This window comes from Pseudomonas sp. microsymbiont 2, from assembly GCF_054788395.1.
Map to the genome: position 1 here is coordinate 5,310,377 of NZ_CM139112.1, position 19,742 is coordinate 5,330,118.

At 65.1% G+C, this 19,742-nt stretch carries 19 protein-coding genes; 7 read left to right on the forward strand and 12 right to left on the reverse strand.

The window, feature by feature from the left end; genetic code table 11:
- Positions 1-113: 113 nt before the first annotated feature.
- The gene (locus ACYUME_RS23895; RefSeq protein WP_279884368.1) at positions 114-566 is read left to right on the forward strand and encodes a GNAT family N-acetyltransferase; all 453 of its coding nucleotides are present in this window, start codon (positions 114-116) and stop codon (positions 564-566) included.
- A gap of 55 nt (positions 567-621) precedes the next feature.
- Here ACYUME_RS23895 and ACYUME_RS23900 read toward each other — a convergent pair whose 3' ends face one another.
- The 9 genes from ACYUME_RS23900 to tkt form a co-directional block, all read right to left on the reverse strand.
- Complete coding sequence (locus tag ACYUME_RS23900) at positions 622-924, reverse strand: winged helix-turn-helix domain-containing protein (RefSeq protein ID WP_028688318.1); 303 nt, start codon at positions 922-924, stop codon at positions 622-624.
- Between the two features lie 14 nt (positions 925-938).
- A complete protein-coding gene (locus ACYUME_RS23905) occupies positions 939-1,439 on the reverse strand; it encodes a M48 metallopeptidase family protein (protein WP_279884372.1) in 501 nt (166 codons plus the stop codon).
- 39 nt (positions 1,440-1,478) lie between these two features.
- A complete protein-coding gene (locus ACYUME_RS23910; RefSeq protein WP_279884373.1) occupies positions 1,479-3,596 on the reverse strand; it encodes a putative bifunctional diguanylate cyclase/phosphodiesterase in 2,118 nt (705 codons plus the stop codon).
- 272 nt (positions 3,597-3,868) lie between these two features.
- Complete coding sequence (gene fba, locus ACYUME_RS23915) at positions 3,869-4,933, reverse strand: class II fructose-bisphosphate aldolase (protein ID WP_011536013.1); 1,065 nt, start codon at positions 4,931-4,933, stop codon at positions 3,869-3,871.
- A 100-nt stretch (positions 4,934-5,033) separates the two neighbouring features.
- Positions 5,034-5,363 (reverse strand): MliC family protein, encoded by a 330-nt coding sequence (locus ACYUME_RS23920; RefSeq protein WP_279884376.1) that lies wholly within the window; start codon positions 5,361-5,363, stop codon positions 5,034-5,036.
- A 175-nt stretch (positions 5,364-5,538) separates the two neighbouring features.
- Positions 5,539-5,757: a hypothetical protein gene (locus ACYUME_RS23925; protein WP_279807962.1), complete on the reverse strand. Its 219-nt coding sequence runs from the start codon at positions 5,755-5,757 to the stop codon at positions 5,539-5,541.
- A gap of 32 nt (positions 5,758-5,789) precedes the next feature.
- Positions 5,790-6,953 (reverse strand): phosphoglycerate kinase, encoded by a 1,164-nt coding sequence (locus tag ACYUME_RS23930; protein ID WP_279884378.1) that lies wholly within the window; start codon positions 6,951-6,953, stop codon positions 5,790-5,792.
- 12 nt (positions 6,954-6,965) lie between these two features.
- On the reverse strand, positions 6,966-8,027 hold the full coding sequence (gene epd, locus ACYUME_RS23935; protein WP_050707217.1) for an erythrose-4-phosphate dehydrogenase: 1,062 nt from the start codon (positions 8,025-8,027) through the stop codon (positions 6,966-6,968).
- A gap of 154 nt (positions 8,028-8,181) precedes the next feature.
- Positions 8,182-10,179, reverse strand: a complete 1,998-nt coding sequence (gene tkt, locus ACYUME_RS23940) for a transketolase (protein ID WP_460417220.1) — start codon at positions 10,177-10,179, stop codon at positions 8,182-8,184.
- Positions 10,180-10,504: 325 nt separating this feature from the next.
- On the opposite strand from tkt, the gene ACYUME_RS23945 reads away from it, so the two are divergent.
- The 4 genes from ACYUME_RS23945 to ACYUME_RS23960 all read left to right on the forward strand — a co-directional run bounded on the left by ACYUME_RS23945 (position 10,505) and on the right by ACYUME_RS23960 (position 14,980).
- On the forward strand, positions 10,505-11,497 hold the full coding sequence (locus ACYUME_RS23945; RefSeq protein ID WP_279884382.1) for an ArsR/SmtB family transcription factor: 993 nt from the start codon (positions 10,505-10,507) through the stop codon (positions 11,495-11,497).
- Between the two features lie 19 nt (positions 11,498-11,516).
- Entirely contained in the window at positions 11,517-12,707 is a 1,191-nt protein-coding gene (metK, locus tag ACYUME_RS23950) for a methionine adenosyltransferase (protein ID WP_279884384.1), read from the forward strand.
- Between the two features lie 144 nt (positions 12,708-12,851).
- Complete coding sequence (gene ligB, locus ACYUME_RS23955) at positions 12,852-14,525, forward strand: NAD-dependent DNA ligase LigB (protein WP_460417221.1); 1,674 nt, start codon at positions 12,852-12,854, stop codon at positions 14,523-14,525.
- Between the two features lie 59 nt (positions 14,526-14,584).
- Positions 14,585-14,980: a DUF1090 domain-containing protein gene (locus tag ACYUME_RS23960; protein WP_186733341.1), complete on the forward strand. Its 396-nt coding sequence runs from the start codon at positions 14,585-14,587 to the stop codon at positions 14,978-14,980.
- Between the two features lie 143 nt (positions 14,981-15,123).
- Here the strand turns inward: ACYUME_RS23960 and ACYUME_RS23965 are convergent, their stop codons facing one another.
- Positions 15,124-15,570 carry a c-type cytochrome gene (locus ACYUME_RS23965; protein WP_460417223.1) on the reverse strand — a complete coding sequence of 149 codons (447 nt, stop codon included), beginning with the start codon at positions 15,568-15,570 and terminating at the stop codon, positions 15,124-15,126.
- A 119-nt stretch (positions 15,571-15,689) separates the two neighbouring features.
- Here ACYUME_RS23965 and mltA point away from each other — a divergent pair, with 119 nt between their 5' ends.
- Positions 15,690-16,841 (forward strand): murein transglycosylase A, encoded by a 1,152-nt coding sequence (mltA, locus tag ACYUME_RS23970; RefSeq protein ID WP_460417224.1) that lies wholly within the window; start codon positions 15,690-15,692, stop codon positions 16,839-16,841.
- 96 nt (positions 16,842-16,937) lie between these two features.
- Here mltA and ACYUME_RS23975 read toward each other — a convergent pair whose 3' ends face one another.
- Both ACYUME_RS23975 and ACYUME_RS23980 read right to left on the reverse strand, forming a co-directional pair.
- Positions 16,938-17,324, reverse strand: coding sequence for an MAPEG family protein (locus ACYUME_RS23975; RefSeq protein WP_460417226.1), 387 nt, complete (start codon positions 17,322-17,324; stop codon positions 16,938-16,940).
- Positions 17,325-17,355: 31 nt separating this feature from the next.
- Positions 17,356-18,189: a DMT family transporter gene (locus ACYUME_RS23980; RefSeq protein ID WP_279884394.1), complete on the reverse strand. Its 834-nt coding sequence runs from the start codon at positions 18,187-18,189 to the stop codon at positions 17,356-17,358.
- A gap of 281 nt (positions 18,190-18,470) precedes the next feature.
- Here ACYUME_RS23980 and ACYUME_RS23985 point away from each other — a divergent pair, with 281 nt between their 5' ends.
- Positions 18,471-19,706, forward strand: coding sequence for a cation:proton antiporter (locus ACYUME_RS23985; RefSeq protein ID WP_279884396.1), 1,236 nt, complete (start codon positions 18,471-18,473; stop codon positions 19,704-19,706).
- Positions 19,707-19,742 lie beyond the last annotated feature (36 nt).

The following is a 19,742-nucleotide window of genomic DNA, read 5'->3' on the forward strand; positions in this document are numbered from 1 at the left end:
GACAATAATGTCAATGTGCCTCTATTTTGGCCTAACGTTTCGTTGCAAGGTCGGCCTCGTTCTCGATGGCGGGATTTGCGATGATCGACCGCCAATTCCAGGAGCCGAAACTCATGTCCATCGAATGGATCTGCAAGCACCACAGCGACCTCGACAAGCAACAACTCTACGCCATCTTGCAACTGCGCACCGAGGTGTTCGTGGTCGAGCAGCGCTGCCCGTATCAGGAAGTCGACGGGCAGGACCTGTGCGGCGATACCTTGCACCTGATGGGCTGGGACGGTGATCGACTGGTGGCCTACCTGCGCTTGCTCGATCCGCAATCGCAGGACGGTGAAGTCGTCATTGGCCGGGTGGTGACGTCCCCCGAGGCTCGCGACATGAAACTGGGCCACCCGCTGCTGCTGAAAGGGCTGGAGGCCGCAGGGCATTGCTGGCCTGGCGTCGCGATCTACCTGTCGGCCCAGGCGCATTTGCAGGGGTTCTACGCTCGGCATGGTTTCGCAGCGGTCGGCGAGCAATACCTCGAGGACGATATTGCGCACATCGGCATGCGTAAAAGCTGAAATTGCCGGGGGCGCTGTGCGCCCCATCGCGGGGCAAGCCCGCTCCTACAGGGAACTAGGGGTAGCCCAACACTTCGCGCAACTGGCGCAGGTGCTGGATGATCCACTGCTTGTCGATCGCCCCCCAGTCGCGAATGCGGTAATGCCCGGCGTGGTTGCGCGCCCCGGCCTGCTGCTCGAACTCGCAGACGATATCCAGGTCGGCCAGCGCAGCGATGGTGTCCTGCGCCGTGCGTCGGGGCATGCCGGTGGCCTCCATCAGCGCCGGCACGCTGGTGGCGGTCTGGCTGTCGATCAGCCAGGCCACGTACAGGCGGCGGTAGAAGCTGCTGCGGGTCTTGCTCACTTCCGTGGTCATGGGGTGCTTGTCCCTCAGGTGTTGCCCGGCAGCTCCCGATAGGTCAGGTAGACGCGCAGGTCGAATTCCAGTTGATGGTAGTCCGGCTCCATGTGCTGGCAGAGCTGGTAGAAAGCTTTGCTGTGATCGCGCTCTCTCAGGTGCGCCAGCTCGTGCACCACGATCATGCGCAGGAACTGCGGCGCGGCATCCTTGAACAGCGAGGCGACGCGGATTTCCTTCTTCGCCTTGAGATTGCCGCCCTGCACTCGCGACACCGCCGTGTTCAGGCCAAGGGCCCGGTGGGTAAGGTCCAGGCGGTTGTCGAACAGCACCTTGTCCAGTGGCGGCGCACTGCGCAGGAACTGCTGCTTGAGGTCCTGAGCATAGGTGTAGAGCGCCTTGTCGCTCTGCACCGCATGGCGCTCGGGATAGCGCTGGCGCAGATAGTCGCCCAGACGCTGGTTGGCGATCATCTGACGCACCTGCTCCTGCAGGTGCGGTGGGTAGGCTTGCAAGTAGCGTAAGGCGGTCATGGCAGGCAGATCGGCACAAGGAAACGCGAGTTTAGCCAATCAGCTCGCCCAAGGGAAAACCACCGGGAAGCGGCCGGCGTCGACGGCAGTCATCGGCCGGGCGACCAGGAAGCCCTGCACATAGGCGCAACCGCTGCGCTTGAGCCATTCGGCCTGGGCCTGGGTCTCCACGCCTTCGGCGATCACGGTGATATCGTAGGCCGCGCACAGATCGAGCACACTGCGTGTCAGGGCAATGTCCGCCGCGCAATCCGGCAGGCGAGCCACCAGATGGCGGTCGAGCTTGAGCGTGTCGATGGGCAGGTCGCGCAACATGCGCAGCGAGCAGTCGCCGGCGCCGAAGTCGTCCAGCGCCACGCGGATGCCCAACCCCCGCAGCCGGTGCAGTTGCTTCACCGCCGCGTCGATGTTGTACATCAGCGAGGTCTCGGCCACCTCCACTTCCAGCTGGGTCGGCTGCAGCTGATGTTCATCGATCACCCGCGCCAGCTCGTCGACCAGCCCGGGCATGGTGAACTGGGCACGGCTCAGGCTGATACCCAGCACCACCTGGGGAGCGAAGCGTTCAGCCCAGGTCCTGCGCTGCGCGGCGCCCTTGCGGTAGATCCAGCTGGCCAGGCGATTGATCAGGTGCGCCTCCTCCAGCAAGGGGATGAACAACCCCGGCGGCACATCGCCGACACTCGGGTGCTGCCAACGCAACAACGCCTCGAAGCCACGCAATCGGCCATCGGCGAACGCTACCTGAGGCTGGTAGACCAAGGTGAAGTCGTTCTGCTCGATCGCCGCGCGCACGCTGTCCTCCAGCATCAACCGCGAGCGGGCCCGGCCATTGAGCTCCTGATCGTAGAACCGGTACTGCTGCCGGCCGGCTTGCTTGGCCGCATACATCGCCACGTCCGCGGCACGCAGCAGGCCTTCCACGGTGGCGCCGCAATCGGGATACGTGGCGATGCCGATGCTCACCCCCAGGTTGACCTCCAGGCCATCCACTTGCTGAAAGCTCGACATCCGCCCCAGCAGCGTCTCGGCATGACGTCCCGCCTGCTCGGGGTAGGGCAATCCATCGAACAGGGCGGTGAACTCGTCACCGCCCATGCGCGCCAGCAGCGCCTCGCTGCCCAGGCACTCCCTGAGCTGGTCGGCCACCCAGCGCAGTACCTTGTCGCCCGCCTCGTGGCCGAGCAGGTCGTTGATCCGTTTGAAACCGTCCAGGTCCATGTACATCAGGGCCTGGGCCTTGTCCGAATGCTCGCTGCGCAACAGCACGCTTTCGGCGGCCTGGTAGAAACCACGGCGATTGAGCAGGCCGGTCAATGGATCGGTCACCGCCTGATACTCCAGCTGCTGGTGCAGGCTATGCACCACCGACATGTCCAGCACCGTCACCACCATGGATTTCTGCTCGGCCGGCAAAGGCGCGCAGGACAGCGCCACCGGCACCAGCTCGCCGCCGAGGGTGCGCAACTGGGCATCGTGGACGCGGAAGATCTGCCGTCCCAGGTAAGCCTGATAGAAATCCGACTCATGCCATAGGTTGGCGCAGGGCAGCTGGATCAGATCCAGCACGTGAGCGCCCCGCAGTCGGTCCACCGGAGCATCGAGCAGGCGCGAGATGGCCGGGTTGGCGAAGCCGATGGTGCCCGACTCGTCCACCACCAGGATGCCCTCGGCGGCGTTCTCCAGGATCGAGGCATTGAACGCCCGCGCCGACTCCAGCTCACGGGTCAGGCGCTGCAGCATGCGTCGGTTGCGCTGCTGCTCCAGCAATGCCTGGACCTTGGGCTTGAGAATCTGCGGGTCGAAGGGTTTGAACAGGTAATCCACCGCGCCGCTGGCATAGCCCTTGAGCACGGCGGCGTCGGACTGCTCGTTGGCGGTGAGGAAGATGATCGGCGTCAGCCGCGTGCGCTGGCTGCCGCGCATCAGGCGGGCGACTTCGAAGCCGTCCATCTCGGGCATCTGCACATCCAGCAAGACCAGGTCGACCTCGTGTTCGAGCAACGCGCTCAGGGCTTCCGTCCCTGAACTGGCCGTCAGTACCTGCCAATCCTGGCGAGCCAGCAAGGCCCGCATGCTGATGAGGTTCTCCGGATAATCATCGACCACCAGCAGCACCGAGCTGCTTTCCGGGGTTTGTGAATAAGCGCCATCCATGCTGCTTCTCTTGTAAGTCCGACTGCGACCTGCGATTGGATCCGATTGTTACTCTAGTCCCGACAGGCAAAGACGCAATGGCTGCGGATGGCTATAAGCCATCCGTGAGGACGTTAGCCGACTAACGGTAGAACCGAGAGAAATGGCAGCTTGTGGGCAACTGTCTTGCCCGGTTACCTCGATCACGCACGCGCCCCCGTAAAGACGCCCAGCAGATCGCAGGCACAAAAAAACCCGCATCGCTGCGGGTTTCTTCGTAAGACGGCGTCGGATCAGTTGATCTTGGCCGCCAGCTCGCCCTTGGCGTAGCGCTGGAACATGCCTTCGAGGGAGATCGGCTTGATCTTCGAGGCGTTGCCAGCGGTGCCGAAGGCTTCGTAGCGGGCGATGCACACGTCACGCATGGCCTTGACGGTTTCACCGAAGAACTTGCGTGGGTCGAACTCGCTCGGGTTCTGCGCCATCAGGCGACGCATGGCGCCGGTGGAGGCCAGGCGCAGGTCGGTGTCGATGTTGACCTTGCGCACACCGTACTTGATGCCTTCGACGATCTCTTCGACCGGCACGCCGTAGGTCTCTTTGATGTCGCCACCGTACTGGTTGATGATCGCCAGCCACTCTTGCGGCACCGAGGACGAACCGTGCATCACCAGGTGAGTATTGGGGATGCGCTTGTGGATTTCCTTGATGCGGTCGATCGCCAACACGTCACCGGTCGGTGGCTTGGTGAACTTGTAGGCGCCGTGACTGGTGCCGATAGCGATGGCCAGGGCGTCCACTTGGGTTTTCTTGACGAAGTCGGCCGCTTCTTCAGGGTCGGTCAGCATCTGGCTGTGATCCAGCACGCCTTCGGCGCCGATGCCGTCTTCTTCACCGGCCATGCCGGTTTCCAGCGAACCCAGGCAACCCAGCTCACCTTCCACCGAAACGCCGCAGGCGTGCGCCATGGCAACGGTCTGCTGGGTGACGCGGACGTTGTATTCGTACTCGGTCGGGGTCTTGCCGTCTTCACCCAGCGAGCCGTCCATCATTACCGAGCTGAAGCCGAGCTGGATCGAGCGCTGGCACACGTCCGGGCTGGTGCCGTGGTCCTGGTGCATGCACACCGGGATGTGCGGGAACTCTTCGATGGCCGCCAGGATCAGGTGGCGCAGGAAGGGGGCACCAGCGTACTTGCGGGCACCGGCGGAGGCCTGGACGATGACCGGAGAGTCGGTCTTGTCGGCGGCTTCCATGATGGCGCGCATCTGCTCGAGGTTGTTGACGTTGAAAGCTGGGACGCCGTAACCGAACTCGGCGGCGTGGTCCAGCATCTGGCGCATGCTAATGAGTGCCATGGTGTATCTCTCTCCCGACAAGCGTCGTTTGTTTCGTGCAAGCCTGCCGCAGGGGCGGTTGCTGTTCAAGTAGTGTGGGCCACCTTGGCGGCCCGGCCAGTCACGGTGCCTTGCAGCCCCGCCCAATCAGATCGTTGGTCGCCACCCAGTACACCAGGCCTTCGTCGCCCTTGGTGTGCAAGGCCAGCATGCCATCGCTGTACAGCGCGCCCGAGGCACCCGGCTCGGCCTTCAGCCGATGGACCTGGTCGCCGCCGCCAAGGCGTACATCGACCGCATCCTGCTGCGCATCGGCGAAACGCCACAGCACTTCGGCCTGGCTGTCGCAGACCCAGCGGGTCCAGTTGTCCGCCGGGGCGGGTTGGGCCGACTGCAGCAGCGAGCAACCTGCCAGGGTCGCCAGGGCCAGTGCGGCCAGAAGCGCTTTCATCCTAAAACCTCGTCATGGGTCCGCTGCGCGGCCCTTCGCGGGTAAACCCGCTCCCACAAGGTCAGTGCATTCCCTGTGGGAGCGGCGGTTCGCCGCTGCGATTTACCCGCGAAGGGCTACGCAGCAGCCCCTCTTCCAAGACCACAAAACCCAGGCGTGGTTGCCAGCCGCCCGATCAAGGGCAGCCAGGCGCCTTGCGCTGGTGTTCGTCGTCGTACTTTTCCAGGCCGTCCGGGCCCAGGCGCTTGTTGATCACCGGCACCGTCTCGGCCTGCCACTGGGACTGGTAGCAGCCGCCCTTGGGCGGCTGCGCCGGATCGGCCTCGCTGCCCTTGTTGCTGGAACAGGCGCCCAGCAGCACGGCCACGATCATCACAGGCAATTGCTTGACCATCAGGTCGCTCCCTTTGCCAGGCGCCTTCACGCTCAGGCCTTGGCCCGTTCTTCCAGGATTGCCACGGCAGGCAGGACCTTGCCCTCGACGAACTCGAGGAACGCGCCGCCACCGGTGGAAATGTAGGAGATATCCTTGCTGACGCCATACTTGTCGATGGCCGCCAGGGTGTCACCGCCACCGGCAATGGAAAACGCGGCGCTGTCGGCGATGGCCTTGGCCAGTACCCGGGTGCCGTTGCCGAACTGGTCGAACTCGAACACGCCGACCGGACCGTTCCAAAGGATAGTCTTCGAGGTCTTCAGCAGCTCGGCGAACTGCTCGGCGGTTTTCGGGCCAATATCCAGGATCATGTCGTCGGCGGCGACGTCGGCAATCGCCTTGACGGTGGCTTCGGCGCTTTCGGCGAATTCCTTGGCGACCACCACATCCACCGGCAGCGGCACGCTGACCTTGGCGGCGATGGCCTTCGCGGTGTCGATCAGGTCAGGCTCGTACAGCGACTTGCCTACCGGGTGACCAGCAGCGGCGAGGAAGGTGTTGGCGATGCCGCCACCGACGATCAGCTGGTCGCAGACCGCGCTCAGGCTGTTCAGCACGTCCAGCTTGGTCGACACCTTGGAACCGGCGACGATGGCCGCCATCGGCTTGGCCGGGGCCTTCAGGGCCTTGCCCAGGGCATCCAGCTCGGCGGCCAGCAGCGGGCCGGCGGCGGCGACCTTGGCGAACTTGGCGACACCATGCGTCGAACCCTCGGCGCGGTGGGCCGTGCCGAAGGCGTCCATCACGAACACATCGCACAGGGCGGCGTATTTCTGCGCCAGCTCGTCGGCGTTCTTCTTCTCGCCCTTGTTGAAGCGCACGTTCTCGAACAGCACCAGGTCACCGGCCTTCACCTCGACGCCATCGAGGTAGTCAGCGACCAGCGGCACGTCGCGGCCCAGGGCCTTGCTCAGGTAGTCGGCGACCGGCTTGAGGCTGTTCTCGGCGGAGAACTCGCCTTCGGTCGGGCGGCCCAGGTGCGAGCAGACCATCACCGCCGCGCCCTTCTCCAGGGCCAGCTTGATGGTCGGCAGCGCTGCCAGGATGCGCGCGTCGCTAGTTACCACACCGTCCTTCACAGGGACGTTGAGGTCTTCGCGGATCAGTACGCGCTTACCTTGCAGGTCGAGGTCGGTCATCTTCAACACGGTCATGAATGCAGTCCTTCAGGGCTGTTTGCTGCGGGTTGGGTGAACGACGTGCAGATAGTGTTCGGCAACGTCGAGCATACGGTTGGCGAACCCCCATTCGTTGTCGAACCAGGCCAGCAGGTTCACCAGGCGAGGGCCTGAGACACGGGTCTGGCTGGCATCGACGATGGCCGAATGCGGGTCATGGTTGAAATCACAGCTGGCGTGGGGCAGCTCGGTGTAGGCCAGCAAGCCTTTCAGCGGGCCGTCCAGGGCGGCCTCGCGCAGCACCCGGTTGACCTCCTCGGTGCTGGTATCGCGGGAAGTCTGCAGGGTGATGTCCAGGCACGAGACGTTGACGGTCGGCACGCGTACCGCTTTGGCCTGGATTCGCCCGGCAAGTTCCGGCAGCAGACGCTCGATGCCACGGGCCAGGCCCGTGGACACCGGGATCACCGACTGGAACGCCGAACGGGTGCGGCGCAGGTCCTCGTGGTGGTAGGCGTCGATCACCGGCTGGTCGTTCATCGCCGAGTGGATGGTGGTGATCTGCACGTACTCGATGCCGAACGCCTGATCCAGCACCCGCAGCAGCGGCACGCCGCAGTTGGTGGTGCAGGAGGCGTTGGACACCAGCAGCTCGCTGCCGGTCAGACAATCCTGGTTGACGCCGTAGACCACCGTGGCGTCGATGTCCGCCTCGCTGGCCATGGGCTGGGAAAACAGCACCCGTGGCGCGCCGGCGTCGAGAAAACGCTGGCCGTCGGCACGGGTGTGGTAGGCGCCGGAGCACTCCAGCACCAGGTCGATGTCCAGGGCGGCCCAGTCGATGCCTTCCGGGGTGGCGCTGCGCAGCACTTTCACGCAGTCGCCATTGATATGCAGACAATCGCCGTCGACCTTCACCTCGCCGGGAAAGCGCCCGTGGGTGGAGTCGAAGCGGGTCAGGTATTCCAGGCTGGCCTGGTCGGCCAGGTCGTTCAGCGCGACGATCTCGAAACCGGCCTTCGCCCCCCGCTCGAACAGTGCGCGCAGGACACAGCGGCCGATGCGGCCGTAACCGTTGAGTGCAACTTTGTAGGGACGCGGGTGGGGCATTCGATGGCTCGCTAACGCATGATGGCTTTGGGGGCCGCGTTGCGGCCCATCGCGACGCAAGGCCGCTCCCACAAGGTACGGTGTACGTCATACCTTGTAGGAGCGGCCTTGTGTCGCGAAACGAGGGCAACGCCCTCGCCTCGCACAGTCTGAATCAGTCTTCCAGCAGTTCTTCGGCGGTGCCCAGGATGTTGTCCAGGGTGAAGCCGAACTCCTCGAACAGCGCGGAGGCCGGGGCCGACTCACCGTAGGTGGTCATGCCGATCACGCGGCCTTCGAGGCCGACGTACTTGTACCAGAAGTCGGCATGAGCGGCTTCGATGGCGATACGCGCGCCGACTTCCAGCGGCAGCACCGACTGCTTGTAGGCTGCGTCCTGGGCATCGAACACGCTGGTGCTCGGCATCGACACGACGCGGACCTTGCGACCTTCAGCGCTCAGCTTGTCGAACGCCTGGACGGCCAGGCCCACTTCGGAACCGGTGGCGATCAGGATCAGCTCAGGCTCGCCGGCGCAGTCTTTCAGCACGTAACCGCCACGGGCGATATCGGCGATCTGCTGGGCATTGCGCTGCTGATGCTGCAGGTTCTGGCGCGAGAAGATCAGCGCCGACGGGCCGTCCTTGCGCTCCAGGGCGTGCTTCCAGGACACGGCGGATTCCACCGCGTCGGCCGGACGCCAGGTGTCCAGGTTCGGCGTGCTGCGCAGGCTGGTCAGCTGCTCGATCGGCTGGTGGGTCGGGCCGTCTTCGCCCAGGCCGATGGAGTCGTGGGTGTAGACGTGGATCACGCGCTGCTTCATCAGTGCCGACATGCGCACGGCGTTGCGGGCGTATTCCATGAACATCAGGAAGGTAGCGCCGTAGGGCACCAGGCCGCCGTGCAGGGCGACACCGTTCATGATGGCGGTCATGCCGAACTCGCGCACGCCGTAGAACACGTAGTTGCCGCTGGCGTCATTGGCTTCGACGCCCTTGCAGCCTTTCCACAGGGTCAGGTTGGAGCCGGCCAGATCGGCGGAGCCGCCGAGGAACTCAGGCAGCAGCGGGCCGAAGGCGTTCAGGGTGTTCTGGCTGGCCTTGCGGCTGGCGATGGTCTCGCCCTTGGCGGCGACTTCGTTGATGTAGGCCTGGGCCTTCTCGGAGAAGTCCGCTGGCAGCTCGCCGGCGGTACGACGCTTGAACTCGGCCGCCAGCTCCGGGTAGGCAGCGGCATAGGCCTCGAAGCGCTGGTTCCACTGCGCTTCGACCTTGGCGCCATTGGCCTTGGCATCCCACTCGGCATAGATGTCGGCCGGGATTTCGAACGGGCCGTGGTTCCAGTTCAGCTCTTTGCGGGCCAGGGCGATTTCGTCGTTGCCCAGCGGTGCGCCGTGGCAATCTTCCTTGCCCTGCTTGTTCGGCGAGCCGAAGCCGATGATGGTCTTGCAGCAGATCAGGGTCGGACGGTCGCTCTTGCGCGCGGTGTCGATGGCCATCTTGATCTCGTCGGCATCGTGACCGTTGACGTTGCGGATCACCTGCCAGTTGTAGGCTTCGAAGCGCGCCGGGGTGTTGTCGGTGAACCAGCCGTGGACTTCGCCGTCGATGGAGATGCCGTTGTCGTCGTAGAAGGCGATCAGCTTGTTCAGGCCCAGGGTGCCAGCCAGCGAGGCGACTTCGTGGGAGATGCCTTCCATCATGCAGCCGTCGCCGAGGAACACGTAGGTGTTGTGGTCGACGATGTCGTGGCCTTCACGGTTGAACTGGGCGGCCAGCACTTTTTCCGCCAGGGCGAAGCCCACGGCGTTGGCGATGCCCTGGCCCAGCGGGCCGGTGGTGGTCTCGACGCCCGGGGTGTAGCCGTACTCCGGGTGGCCCGGGGTGCGGCTGTGCAGCTGGCGGAAGCCCTTGAGATCGTCGATGGTGACGTCGTAGCCGGTCAGGTGCAGCAGCGAATAGATGAGCATCGAGCCATGGCCGTTGGACAGCACGAAGCGATCACGGTCGGCGAAGCTTGGGTTGCTCGGGTTGTGCTTCAGATAGTCACGCCAAAGTACTTCGGCGATATCCGCCATGCCCATGGGGGCACCTGGGTGGCCGCTGTTGGCCTTTTGCACGGCATCCATGCTGAGGGCACGAATGGCGTTGGCGCGTTCACGACGGCTGGGCATCGCTGAGTCTCCTGAGGCTTTGATAAGTAGTGAAACGAAAAAAGGCGGCCATTTTCGCCCACTGGGGCCCCTGGGGGCAATGACGGATGGTCGCAGTCGGGTTTTTTTCCTGTGATTGGTTGGGAAAAGAGTAAAAAAGCGGGGTCGTGGGAGCGGGCTTGCCCCGCGATTGCGCCGGCCCTGGCCTCTGCTGCGTCTGATCTGACGCCATCGCGGGGCAAGCCCGCTCCCACGAGAGCTCCCCGTAAGCCACTGATCAGGCAATATCAAAACTTTTTGATATTGATCTTGCTAGGGCAACGATGCCTGTCTAGACTCCCGCCCCATGAACCTCAATGCGCCCATCACCCCGCAACGCAGCGACGAGCTGTCCGCCCTGTGCAAGGCCGGCGGCGATCCTCTGCGTCTGAACGTGCTGCGCGCATTGGCCAGCGACTCGTTCGGCGTGCTGGAGCTGGCGCAGATCTTCGACATCGGCCAGTCGGGCATGAGCCACCACTTGAAGGTGCTGGCCCAGGCCGACCTGGTGGCGACCCGTCGCGAAGGCAATGCGATCTTCTACCGCCGCGCCCTGCCCGACAGCCAGCGTCTCGGTGGCCGCCTGCACTCGGCGCTGCTCGAGGAAGTCGACGACCTGGCGCTGGCGCAGGACGTGCAAGCGCGCATCGCCCAGGTCCAGCAGCGCCGCGCGGCGACCAGCCAGGATTTCTTCCTGCGCGTGGAAGAAAAATTCCGCGCCCAGCAAGACCTGATCGCCGGGCTGCCGCAGTACCGCGAGAGCCTGCTGGCGCTGCTCGACAAGCTCAGCTTCGACGACGGCGCCAGCGCCCTGGAAGTGGGCCCAGGCGACGGCGGCTTCCTGCCCGACCTGGCCAGGCGCTTCGAACAGGTCACGGCGATGGACAACAGCCCGACCATGCTCGAGCTGGCCCGCCAGGTCTGCGAGCGCCATCAACTGAACAACGTCAACCTGCAGTTGGCCGATGCACTGGGTGCAACGGATGTACAAGCCGACTGCGTCGTGCTGAACATGGTCCTGCACCATTTCAGCGACCCGGCCCTGGCCTTGCGCCTGCTGGCCAAACGGGTGAAGGCAGGCGGTAGCCTGCTGGTCACCGAGCTGTGCAGCCATGACCAGGGGTGGGCGCGCGAAGCCTGCGGCGATCTCTGGCTCGGCTTCGAGCAGGACGACCTGGCCCGTTGGGCCAACGTAGCGGGATTGGTCCCCGGAGACAGCCTCTACGTGGGCTTGCGTAACGGTTTCCAGATCCAGGTCCGGCATTTCCAGCGGGCCGCTGGCGACATACAACATCGGTAAATTTCAGGAACCCATCGAGATGAGCGAATACTCCCTTTTCACCTCCGAGTCCGTGTCCGAAGGGCATCCGGACAAGATCGCCGACCAGATCTCCGACGCGGTGCTGGACGCCATCATCGCCCAGGACAAGTACGCCCGCGTGGCCTGCGAGACGCTGGTCAAGACCGGTGTCGCCATCATCGCCGGTGAAGTCACCACCTCGGCCTGGGTCGACCTGGAAGAGCTGGTGCGCAAGGTCATCATCGACATCGGCTACAACAGCTCCGACGTCGGCTTCGACGGCGCCACCTGCGCCGTGATGAACATCATCGGCAAGCAGTCGGTGGACATCGCCCAGGGCGTCGACCGCTCCAAGCCGGAAGACCAGGGCGCCGGCGACCAGGGCCTGATGTTCGGCTACGCCAGCAACGAGACCGACGTGCTGATGCCGGCGCCGATCTGCTTCTCGCACCGCCTGGTCGAGCGCCAGGCCGAAGCGCGCAAGTCCAAGCTGCTGCCGTGGCTGCGCCCGGACGCCAAGTCCCAGGTCACCTGCCGCTACGAGAACGGCAAGGTAGTCGGCATCGACGCCGTCGTCCTGTCCACCCAGCACAACCCTGAAGTGTCGCAGAAAGACCTGCAGGAAGCGGTGATGGAGCTGATCGTCAAGCACACGCTGCCGGCCGAACTGCTGCACAAGGACACCCAGTACCACATCAACCCGACCGGCAACTTCATCATCGGTGGCCCGGTGGGCGACTGCGGCCTGACCGGTCGCAAGATCATCGTCGACTCCTATGGCGGCATGGCCCGTCACGGTGGTGGCGCGTTCTCCGGCAAGGACCCGTCCAAGGTCGATCGCTCCGCCGCCTACGCCGGCCGCTACGTGGCCAAGAACATCGTCGCCGCGGGCCTGGCCGAACGTTGCGAGATCCAGGTGTCCTACGCCATCGGCGTGGCCCAGCCGACCTCCATCTCGATCAATACCTTCGGCACCGGCAAGGTTTCCGACGAGAAGATCGTGCAGCTGGTGCGCGAATGCTTCGACCTGCGTCCGTACGCCATCACCACCATGCTCGACCTGCTCCACCCGATGTACCAGGAAACCGCTGCGTACGGTCACTTTGGCCGCACCCCGCAGCAGAAGACCGTGGGTGACGATACCTTCACCACCTTCACCTGGGAGCGCACCGACCGCGCCGCCGCCCTGCGCGACGCCGCTGGCCTGTAAGCGTCCTACAGCGTCACAGGAAAGCCCCTGCCGAGCGATCGGCAGGGGCTTTTTCATGACATATCGCCTGACAATCCGCCGCCACGCGCAGCGGCGGCAGTGCCTAGGCTGAGCGTTCCCTTTCGCCTAGCAAGGATGCCGGCCATGCCGTTCGGGCTACTGTTGTTGCTGCTGTTGTTACCGTGGTCACCCGCCAGCGCTCGAGCCTGCCCCGACTGGTCAGGGCAACGCGCCCAGGCCGAGGTGCAGCAGCTGCGCCAGACCCTCGCCGACTGGGACGATCACTACCATCGCCAGGGCGTGACGCTGATTGACGATGAACTCTACGACCAGAGCCGTCAGCGCCTGCAGGACCTGCTGGCCTGCTTCTCCTACCCCGACGACGCTGACAATCCGCTGGCCGGCGCCCGCGGGACGATAGCCCACCCTGTCGCCCATACCGGTGTCGCCAAGCTGGCCGATGAACAGGCCGTGCGCCGCTGGCTGCAAGGCCGCCAGGGCGTCTGGATTCAGCCGAAAGTAGATGGCGTCGCCGTCTCGCTGATTTACCGGCAAGGGCGCCTGACCAGCGTGCTCAGCCGCGGCGACGGGGAACGCGGGCACGACTGGAGCAGGCACATCACCGTGCTGAGCGGCATCGTGCGCCAGCTGCCGCAGCCGCTGGACACCGTGTTCCAGGGCGAGCTGTACTGGCGCCTGGACGATCATGTGCAAGCCAAGGACGGCAGCGCCAACGCCCGCGGCATCGTCGCCGGGCTCCTGGCACGCAAGCAGCTGAGCGAGGCACAGGGCGCGGGCATCGGCCTGTTCGTCTGGGACTGGCCGGACGGACCGAACAACCAGGCCGAACGCCTCGCCCGTCTCGACACCCTGGGTTTCAGCGACAGCCAGCGGCTGAGCGTGGCCATCGAAAGTTTCGACGACGCGGCACGCTGGCGTCAGCACTGGTACCAGCATGCACTGCCCTTCGCCACCGACGGCGTGATCCTGCGCCAGGACCACCGCCCACCCGCGCGGCGCTGGCAGGCCCAGGCACCCTACTGGATCGCGGCCTGGAAGCACCCTTTGCGGCAGGCACTGGCCGAGGTTCGCGACGTACGCTTTCGCATCGGCCGCACCGGGCGCATCACACCATTGCTGCAACTGGAGCCGGTGACCCTGGACGACCGCCGGATCGGCCGGCTGAGCCTGGGTTCGCTGACCCGCTGGCAGTCCCTGGATATCCGCCCGGGCGATCAGGTCGCGGTGAGCCTGGCCGGGCTGGCCATCCCACGCCTGGAGCGCGTGGTTCATCGAAGCCCCGTGCGCGCCGCCGTGCCAGCGCCGGACCCGGCAGCGCATCACGCCTTGAGCTGCTGGACGGCCAGCACTGCCTGTCGGCCGCAGTTCCTTGCCCGCCTGGCCTGGTTGAGCGGCAAGCATGGCCTGGACATGCCCGGCACCGGCCCGGGCCTGTGGAAAACCTTGGTGGACAGCGGACGGGTCACCACCTTGGCCGACTGGTTGAAACTGGACCGCGACGACCTGCTCGGCGTGCCAGGCATTGCCCAGGCACGCGCGGATCGGCTGCTGCAAGCCTTCGAGCAGGGACGCCGGCAGCCGTTCCAGCGCTGGCTGCGCGGCATCGGTCTACCCGCGCCGGCCAACACCAGGCTAGAGGCGGACTGGTTCGCCCTGACTTCCAGAAACATCGAGCAATGGCTTGCCGAACCCGGCGTCGGACCCGGACGGGCCGGCCAGTTGCTGGCGTTTTTCGCCGATGACCAGGTGCAGGCATTGGCCCTGCAACTACGTACCCATGCAATCGAGGGTTTCTAATTTGCGCGGATCAGGGCAGCATTTCGCTTTCTGCCGCCCCGCCCCGAATGGAGCCCCCGATGAAACTGCTTTCGTCCCTCGCCCTGTCCACCCTGCTCGGCTTCGCCGCCAGCCCGCTGCTGGCCGCCGAAGAGCAGCCGGGCCTGACCGGCTGCGCGGCCAAGCGCCAGGCCATCAGCGAACAGATCGAACAAGCCCGCGCCCATGGCAACAGCGACCAGCAGGCCGGCCTGGAAAAGGCCCTGAGCGAAGTCACCGAGCACTGCACCGACGCAGGCCTGCGCAAGGAGCGCGAGCAGAAGGTGCTCGACGCCCGTCACGAAGTGAACCAGCGCACCAAGGACCTGGACAAGGCCATGAAGAAAGGTGACGCGGAGAAGATCAACAAGCGCAAGGACAAGTTGGCCGAGGCGAAGAAGGAGCTGCAGGAGGCCGTGGACGAGCTCGAACGCTAGCCTGACAGCCTCATGTGTGCGAACGCTTGTGGGAGCGGGCTTGCCCCGCGATGGCGTCGGATCGGACAGTGACGTTACCTGGGCTGACGTCATCGCGGGGCAAGCCCGCTCCCACGAGCCCGCACTCACAACAGCCCATTCGCTCAGTGATTGCGAAACTCGCTATGACAGGCCTTGCACGCCGCCTCGACCTTGTCCATCGGCGCCTTCACCTGCGCCGCGTCCAGTGGCTGGGTACGGGTGACCGCGACCAGCTCGCCGGTAACGCCTTCCAGTTGCCGTGCCAGGTCCTGGAACCGCGCCTGGCGCTCCCAGACCTCGGCCCGCGCACTGCTGTCACCGTTGTCGCGGACCTGTGGGAAGTGCTGCCAGGGCTCCTGGGCCAGGGTATCGAGCTTCACCGCGCCATCGGCGAACTTGACTCCGTCGAACGGCAGGCGACCGCGCAGCATGCCGCCCATGTCCTCGCTGGTCTTGAGCATCTGCTTGAAGATCGCCTTGCGCTGGCCCAACGGCGAGTTGGGGTCGACGCCGTCACAGGCACTCAAGGCAAGGGCGGCGAGCAGTACTACGGTCAATCGCTTGAACATCACGGTCTCTTCGGCCAGGAAAACGGGCGGCCAGTATCGCCGCGTCCTGAACAAAGACCAATAGCCACACAGAAAACAGGGGTGAATCTTCATCCTTCCCCCCTTACAGGATCGACGACATGAAATCTGCATTGCGCCATCTCGCCTGGGCACTGCCCGCCCTGGCGCTACTGGCCGGCTGCAACGGCGGCGAGAGCACCAAGCCCGAGCCGCACGCCATCGCCACCTACGCCCCGGCCACCTGGAAGGACCTGCCCCAGGTCAGCGACGAAGACCTGCTGGCCGGCTTCTACGCCTGGCGCAACGGCTGCCAGAAGCTCACCCGCGACCCGGTCTGGGCCGCCACCTGCGAAGCAGCGGGGTCGGCAACGGCCAGCGCCGCCCAGGTGCGCACCTTCCTCGAGCACAACCTCGAGGTCTACGGCCTGCGCTCGGCGCAGAACAGCGCCAGCGGCCTGATCACCGGTTACTACGAGCCGGTCTACCCAGGCAGCCTGGAACGCAGCGACAGCGCCCACGTGCCGGTGTACGGCGTGCCTGACGACATGATCGTGGTCGACCTGGCCAGCGTGTACCCCGAGCTCAAGGGCAAGCGCCTGCGCGGGCGCCTCGAAGGGCGGGTCCTCAAGCCCTACGACACCGCCGAGGTGATCAACCGCGATGGCGCCAAGGCACCGGTGCTGGCCTGGCTGACCGACCCGATGGACCTGCAGTTCCTGCAGATCCAAGGCTCGGGGCGCATCCAGCTGGAAAACGGTCGCCAGTTGCGCCTGGGCTATGCCGACCAGAACGGCCATCCTTACCGGCCAATCGGTCGCTGGCTGGTGGAGCAGGGTCAGTTGCCAAAGGAAGAGGTGACCATGGGCAGCATCCACGCCTGGGCCCAGGCCAATCCGCAACGCGTTCCGCAGTTGCTGGCCAGCAACCCGAGCTACGTGTTCTTCAGCACTCGTCCAGACAGCAACGAAGGCCCGCGTGGCTCGCTGAACGTACCGCTGACCGCCGGCTACAGCGTGGCCATCGACCGCAAGGTGATTCCGCTGGGCAGCCTGCTGTGGCTGTCCACCACCCGCCCGGATGGCTCGCCCGTGGTACGCCCGGTGGGCGCGCAGGACACCGGCGGCGCGATCACCGGCGAGGTTCGCGCGGACCTGTTCTGGGGCACCGGGCCCGAGGCCGGCGAGCTGGCAGGGAACATGAAGCAGCAGGGGCAGATCTGGATGCTGTGGCCCAAGGGCCAGGCGCTGCCTGAAGTACCTAAAGTCCCTTGAGTCGGCGCTGGAATCTTCGCGGGTAAACCCGCTCCCACAGATTGGCGGCAGCGCCCCTGTGGGAGCGGGTTTACCCGCGAAACAGGCGACTCGGCCTCAGATGGACACCACGAAGAACGACACGATCAGCGCCAACCCGGTGAACCACACCAGCGAGCGCAATGCCGCCCAGTCCGCCAGGTAGCAAATGATGTAGAGCAGGCGACTGGTGATGTACAGCACCGCCAGCACATCCTGGGTCACCTGCTCGGCATTGCCGACGATATCGGCCACCAACACCGCCGCGGCGAACGCCGGGAATGCCTCGAAGCTGTTCTGCTGCGCCGCGTGCGCGCGCCTGGGCAGGCCGGACAGTGTTTCCAGGAACGCCCGCGGGTCGTGGTTGTCACGCAGGCCGAAACGCCCACTGCTGACCTTGGCGATCAGCGCGCACAGCGGCGCCAGGCACAGGGCGATGAGAATGCACCACAGGGCAACGGTCATGGACAGGACTCCTTGTTCGCAGAGGATCGGTTCAGAGCTTCATCACCAGCATGCCTGCCAGGACCAGCCCGCAAGCTAGGAGTCTCGGTCCGCCAAAAGGTTCTTTGAGGTAGCGCATGCCCAGCAGCACCACCAGGATCACGCTCAGCTCGCGCAGCGCCGCCGCCTCGGCCACCGACCCCAGGTGCATGGCCCACAGCACCAGAGCGTAGCTGAACAGTACGCACAGCCCCACCGCCAGGCCCAGGCGCCACTGCGTGCGCCAGAACGACACGAACGGCGCCCGCCGCGCCACGCTGGCCACCAGCGGGAACGGCCAGGCACTGAGCAGGGTCAGCCACACCAGGTAGTCCCACGGTTTACCCCACAGCCGCACGGCCTGGCCGTCGAACCAGGTGTAGCAGCCGATGCACAGGCCGATCAGCGCCACCACCGGCAACATCGACCAGGGCAGGCGATCGCCGCCCCCGCCCTGCCACAGCAGGCAGGCCATGCCGCAGGGGATCAGCAGGATGCCGACGATCTGTTGCTGGCTCAGCGACTCGCCGGCAAAGGCCAGGGTCAAGCCGAGCACGACCAAGGGCGACAAGCCACGCATCAGGGGATAGACCAGGCCCAGGTCGCCGACCCGATAGGCCTTGATCAGCAGGTAGCGGTACAGCTGCTCGGCCAGCGCCGAGGCCAGCAGCCACGGCCAGATCCGTGCGGGAGGGAAATCGACGAAGGCCACCGCCAGCACGGCGAACACCAATGCCACCAGATCCATGCTGGCAATCACCAGCAGGCGTTCGCCGCTGAATTTGATGAGGGTGTTCCAGGTGGCGTGCAGCAGGGCTGCGACCAGTACCAGGGAAGTTGCCAGCACGCCGTCTTATCCTTGTGACTGTCCAAGGCTGTGAATATATAGCGTTTGGAAAAGCTCTGCGGGAGCAGTTGCTCGCGAAGAATGCGACTGGGTAGATGGCACCGGCTGCGCCGCTGTTCGCGGGTGAACCCGCTCCCACAGGGTATGCGGTGTACTCACTGAATGGGAACGATTTGGACTGATTCGGTCAAAGCCTGTGTCCCGAGCACCGCGCCAGATCATCCAAGAACTGCCCGAGTCACTCGGGAAACGACTTGGAAGCCACTGTTACAGGATTCGGGATGCTTGAATTAGTTGCCGCGTTTATCTGCCTCACCACCCTTCTCACCTATGTGAATTACCGCTTCATCGGCCTGCCGCCGGCCATCGGCGTGATGGTCACCGCACTGTTGTTCTCCCTGATCCTGCAGGGCCTGAGCCTGATCGGCTTCCCCGGTCTGGAAGAACGCGTCGAAGGCCTGATGAACCAGATCGACTTCAACGACCTGCTGATGCACTGGATGCTGTCGTTCCTGCTGTTCGCCGGCGCCCTGCACGTCAACCTCAGCGACCTGCGCAGCTATCGCTGGCCGATCGGCCTGCTGGCCACCCTTGGTGTGCTGATCGCCACCGTGGTGATTGGCTACCTGGCGCACTGGGTGTTCGCGCTATTCGGCTGGAACGTGCCGCTGATCTACTGCCTGCTGTTCGGCGCGCTGATCTCGCCGACCGACCCGATCGCCGTGCTCGGCGCGCTGCGCACCGCCAACGCCTCCAAGCCGCTGAAGACCACCATCGTCGGTGAGTCGCTGTTCAACGACGGCACCGCGGTGGTGGTGTTCACCGTGCTGCTGGGCATCATCCAGCTGGGCGAGACGCCGAGCGTCGCCGACACCGCCCTGCTGTTCGCCCGCGAAGCCATCGGCGGGGTGGTGTTCGGCGGGGTGATCGGCTATGCCACCTATCGCATGATCAAGAGCGTCGAGCAGTACCAGGTAGAGGTGATGCTGACCCTGGCCCTGGTGATCGGCGGCTCGGCCATGTGCTACGAGCTGCACGTCTCGGCGCCGATCGCCATGGTGGTGGCCGGTCTGATCATCGGCAACCTGGGGCGCAACCTGGCGATGAACGACATGACCCGCCGCTACATGGACGGTTTCTGGGAACTGATCGACGACATGCTCAACGCCCTGCTGTTCGCCTTGATCGGCCTGGAACTGTTGCTGCTGCCGTTCAACTGGCTGCACTTGGCGGCGGGCGGCGTGCTGGCGGTGGCGGTGCTGGCTTCGCGCCTGCTCACCGTGGCGCCGGCGATCATGCTGCTGCGCCGCTGGCGCGCGGTGCCGCAAGGCACCATTCGCGTGCTGACCTGGGGGGGCCTGCGCGGCGGCGTGTCGGTGGCCCTGGCGCTGTCGCTGCCGCAGGGCGACGAGCGCGACCTGCTGCTGTCGATCACCTACATCGTGGTGCTGTCGTCGATCCTGGTGCAGGGACTGTCGATCGGCAAGGTGGTCAAGGGCGTAAGCCAACAAGCCTGATGCATCGAGCTGGCTGCTTCGCGGGTAAGCCCGCTC

Bases quoted from the DNA above. Each gene is read 5' to 3' on its own strand.
- ACYUME_RS23895 (WP_279884368.1), top strand. From the start codon at position 114: ATGTCCATCGAATGGATCTGCAAGCACCACAGCGACCTCGACAAGCAA.
- ACYUME_RS23900 (WP_028688318.1), bottom strand. From the start codon at position 924: ATGACCACGGAAGTGAGCAAGACCCGCAGCAGCTTCTACCGCCGCCTG.
- ACYUME_RS23905 (WP_279884372.1), bottom strand. From the start codon at position 1,439: ATGACCGCCTTACGCTACTTGCAAGCCTACCCACCGCACCTGCAGGAG.
- ACYUME_RS23910 (WP_279884373.1), bottom strand. From the start codon at position 3,596: ATGGATGGCGCTTATTCACAAACCCCGGAAAGCAGCTCGGTGCTGCTG.
- fba (WP_011536013.1), bottom strand. From the start codon at position 4,933: ATGGCACTCATTAGCATGCGCCAGATGCTGGACCACGCCGCCGAGTTC.
- ACYUME_RS23920 (WP_279884376.1), bottom strand. From the start codon at position 5,363: ATGAAAGCGCTTCTGGCCGCACTGGCCCTGGCGACCCTGGCAGGTTGC.
- ACYUME_RS23925 (WP_279807962.1), bottom strand. From the start codon at position 5,757: ATGGTCAAGCAATTGCCTGTGATGATCGTGGCCGTGCTGCTGGGCGCC.
- ACYUME_RS23930 (WP_279884378.1), bottom strand. From the start codon at position 6,953: ATGACCGTGTTGAAGATGACCGACCTCGACCTGCAAGGTAAGCGCGTA.
- epd (WP_050707217.1), bottom strand. From the start codon at position 8,027: ATGCCCCACCCGCGTCCCTACAAAGTTGCACTCAACGGTTACGGCCGC.
- tkt (WP_460417220.1), bottom strand. From the start codon at position 10,179: ATGCCCAGCCGTCGTGAACGCGCCAACGCCATTCGTGCCCTCAGCATG.
- ACYUME_RS23945 (WP_279884382.1), top strand. From the start codon at position 10,505: ATGAACCTCAATGCGCCCATCACCCCGCAACGCAGCGACGAGCTGTCC.
- metK (WP_279884384.1), top strand. From the start codon at position 11,517: ATGAGCGAATACTCCCTTTTCACCTCCGAGTCCGTGTCCGAAGGGCAT.
- ligB (WP_460417221.1), top strand. From the start codon at position 12,852: ATGCCGTTCGGGCTACTGTTGTTGCTGCTGTTGTTACCGTGGTCACCC.
- ACYUME_RS23960 (WP_186733341.1), top strand. From the start codon at position 14,585: ATGAAACTGCTTTCGTCCCTCGCCCTGTCCACCCTGCTCGGCTTCGCC.
- ACYUME_RS23965 (WP_460417223.1), bottom strand. From the start codon at position 15,570: ATGTTCAAGCGATTGACCGTAGTACTGCTCGCCGCCCTTGCCTTGAGT.
- mltA (WP_460417224.1), top strand. From the start codon at position 15,690: ATGAAATCTGCATTGCGCCATCTCGCCTGGGCACTGCCCGCCCTGGCG.
- ACYUME_RS23975 (WP_460417226.1), bottom strand. From the start codon at position 17,324: ATGACCGTTGCCCTGTGGTGCATTCTCATCGCCCTGTGCCTGGCGCCG.
- ACYUME_RS23985 (WP_279884396.1), top strand. From the start codon at position 18,471: ATGCTTGAATTAGTTGCCGCGTTTATCTGCCTCACCACCCTTCTCACC.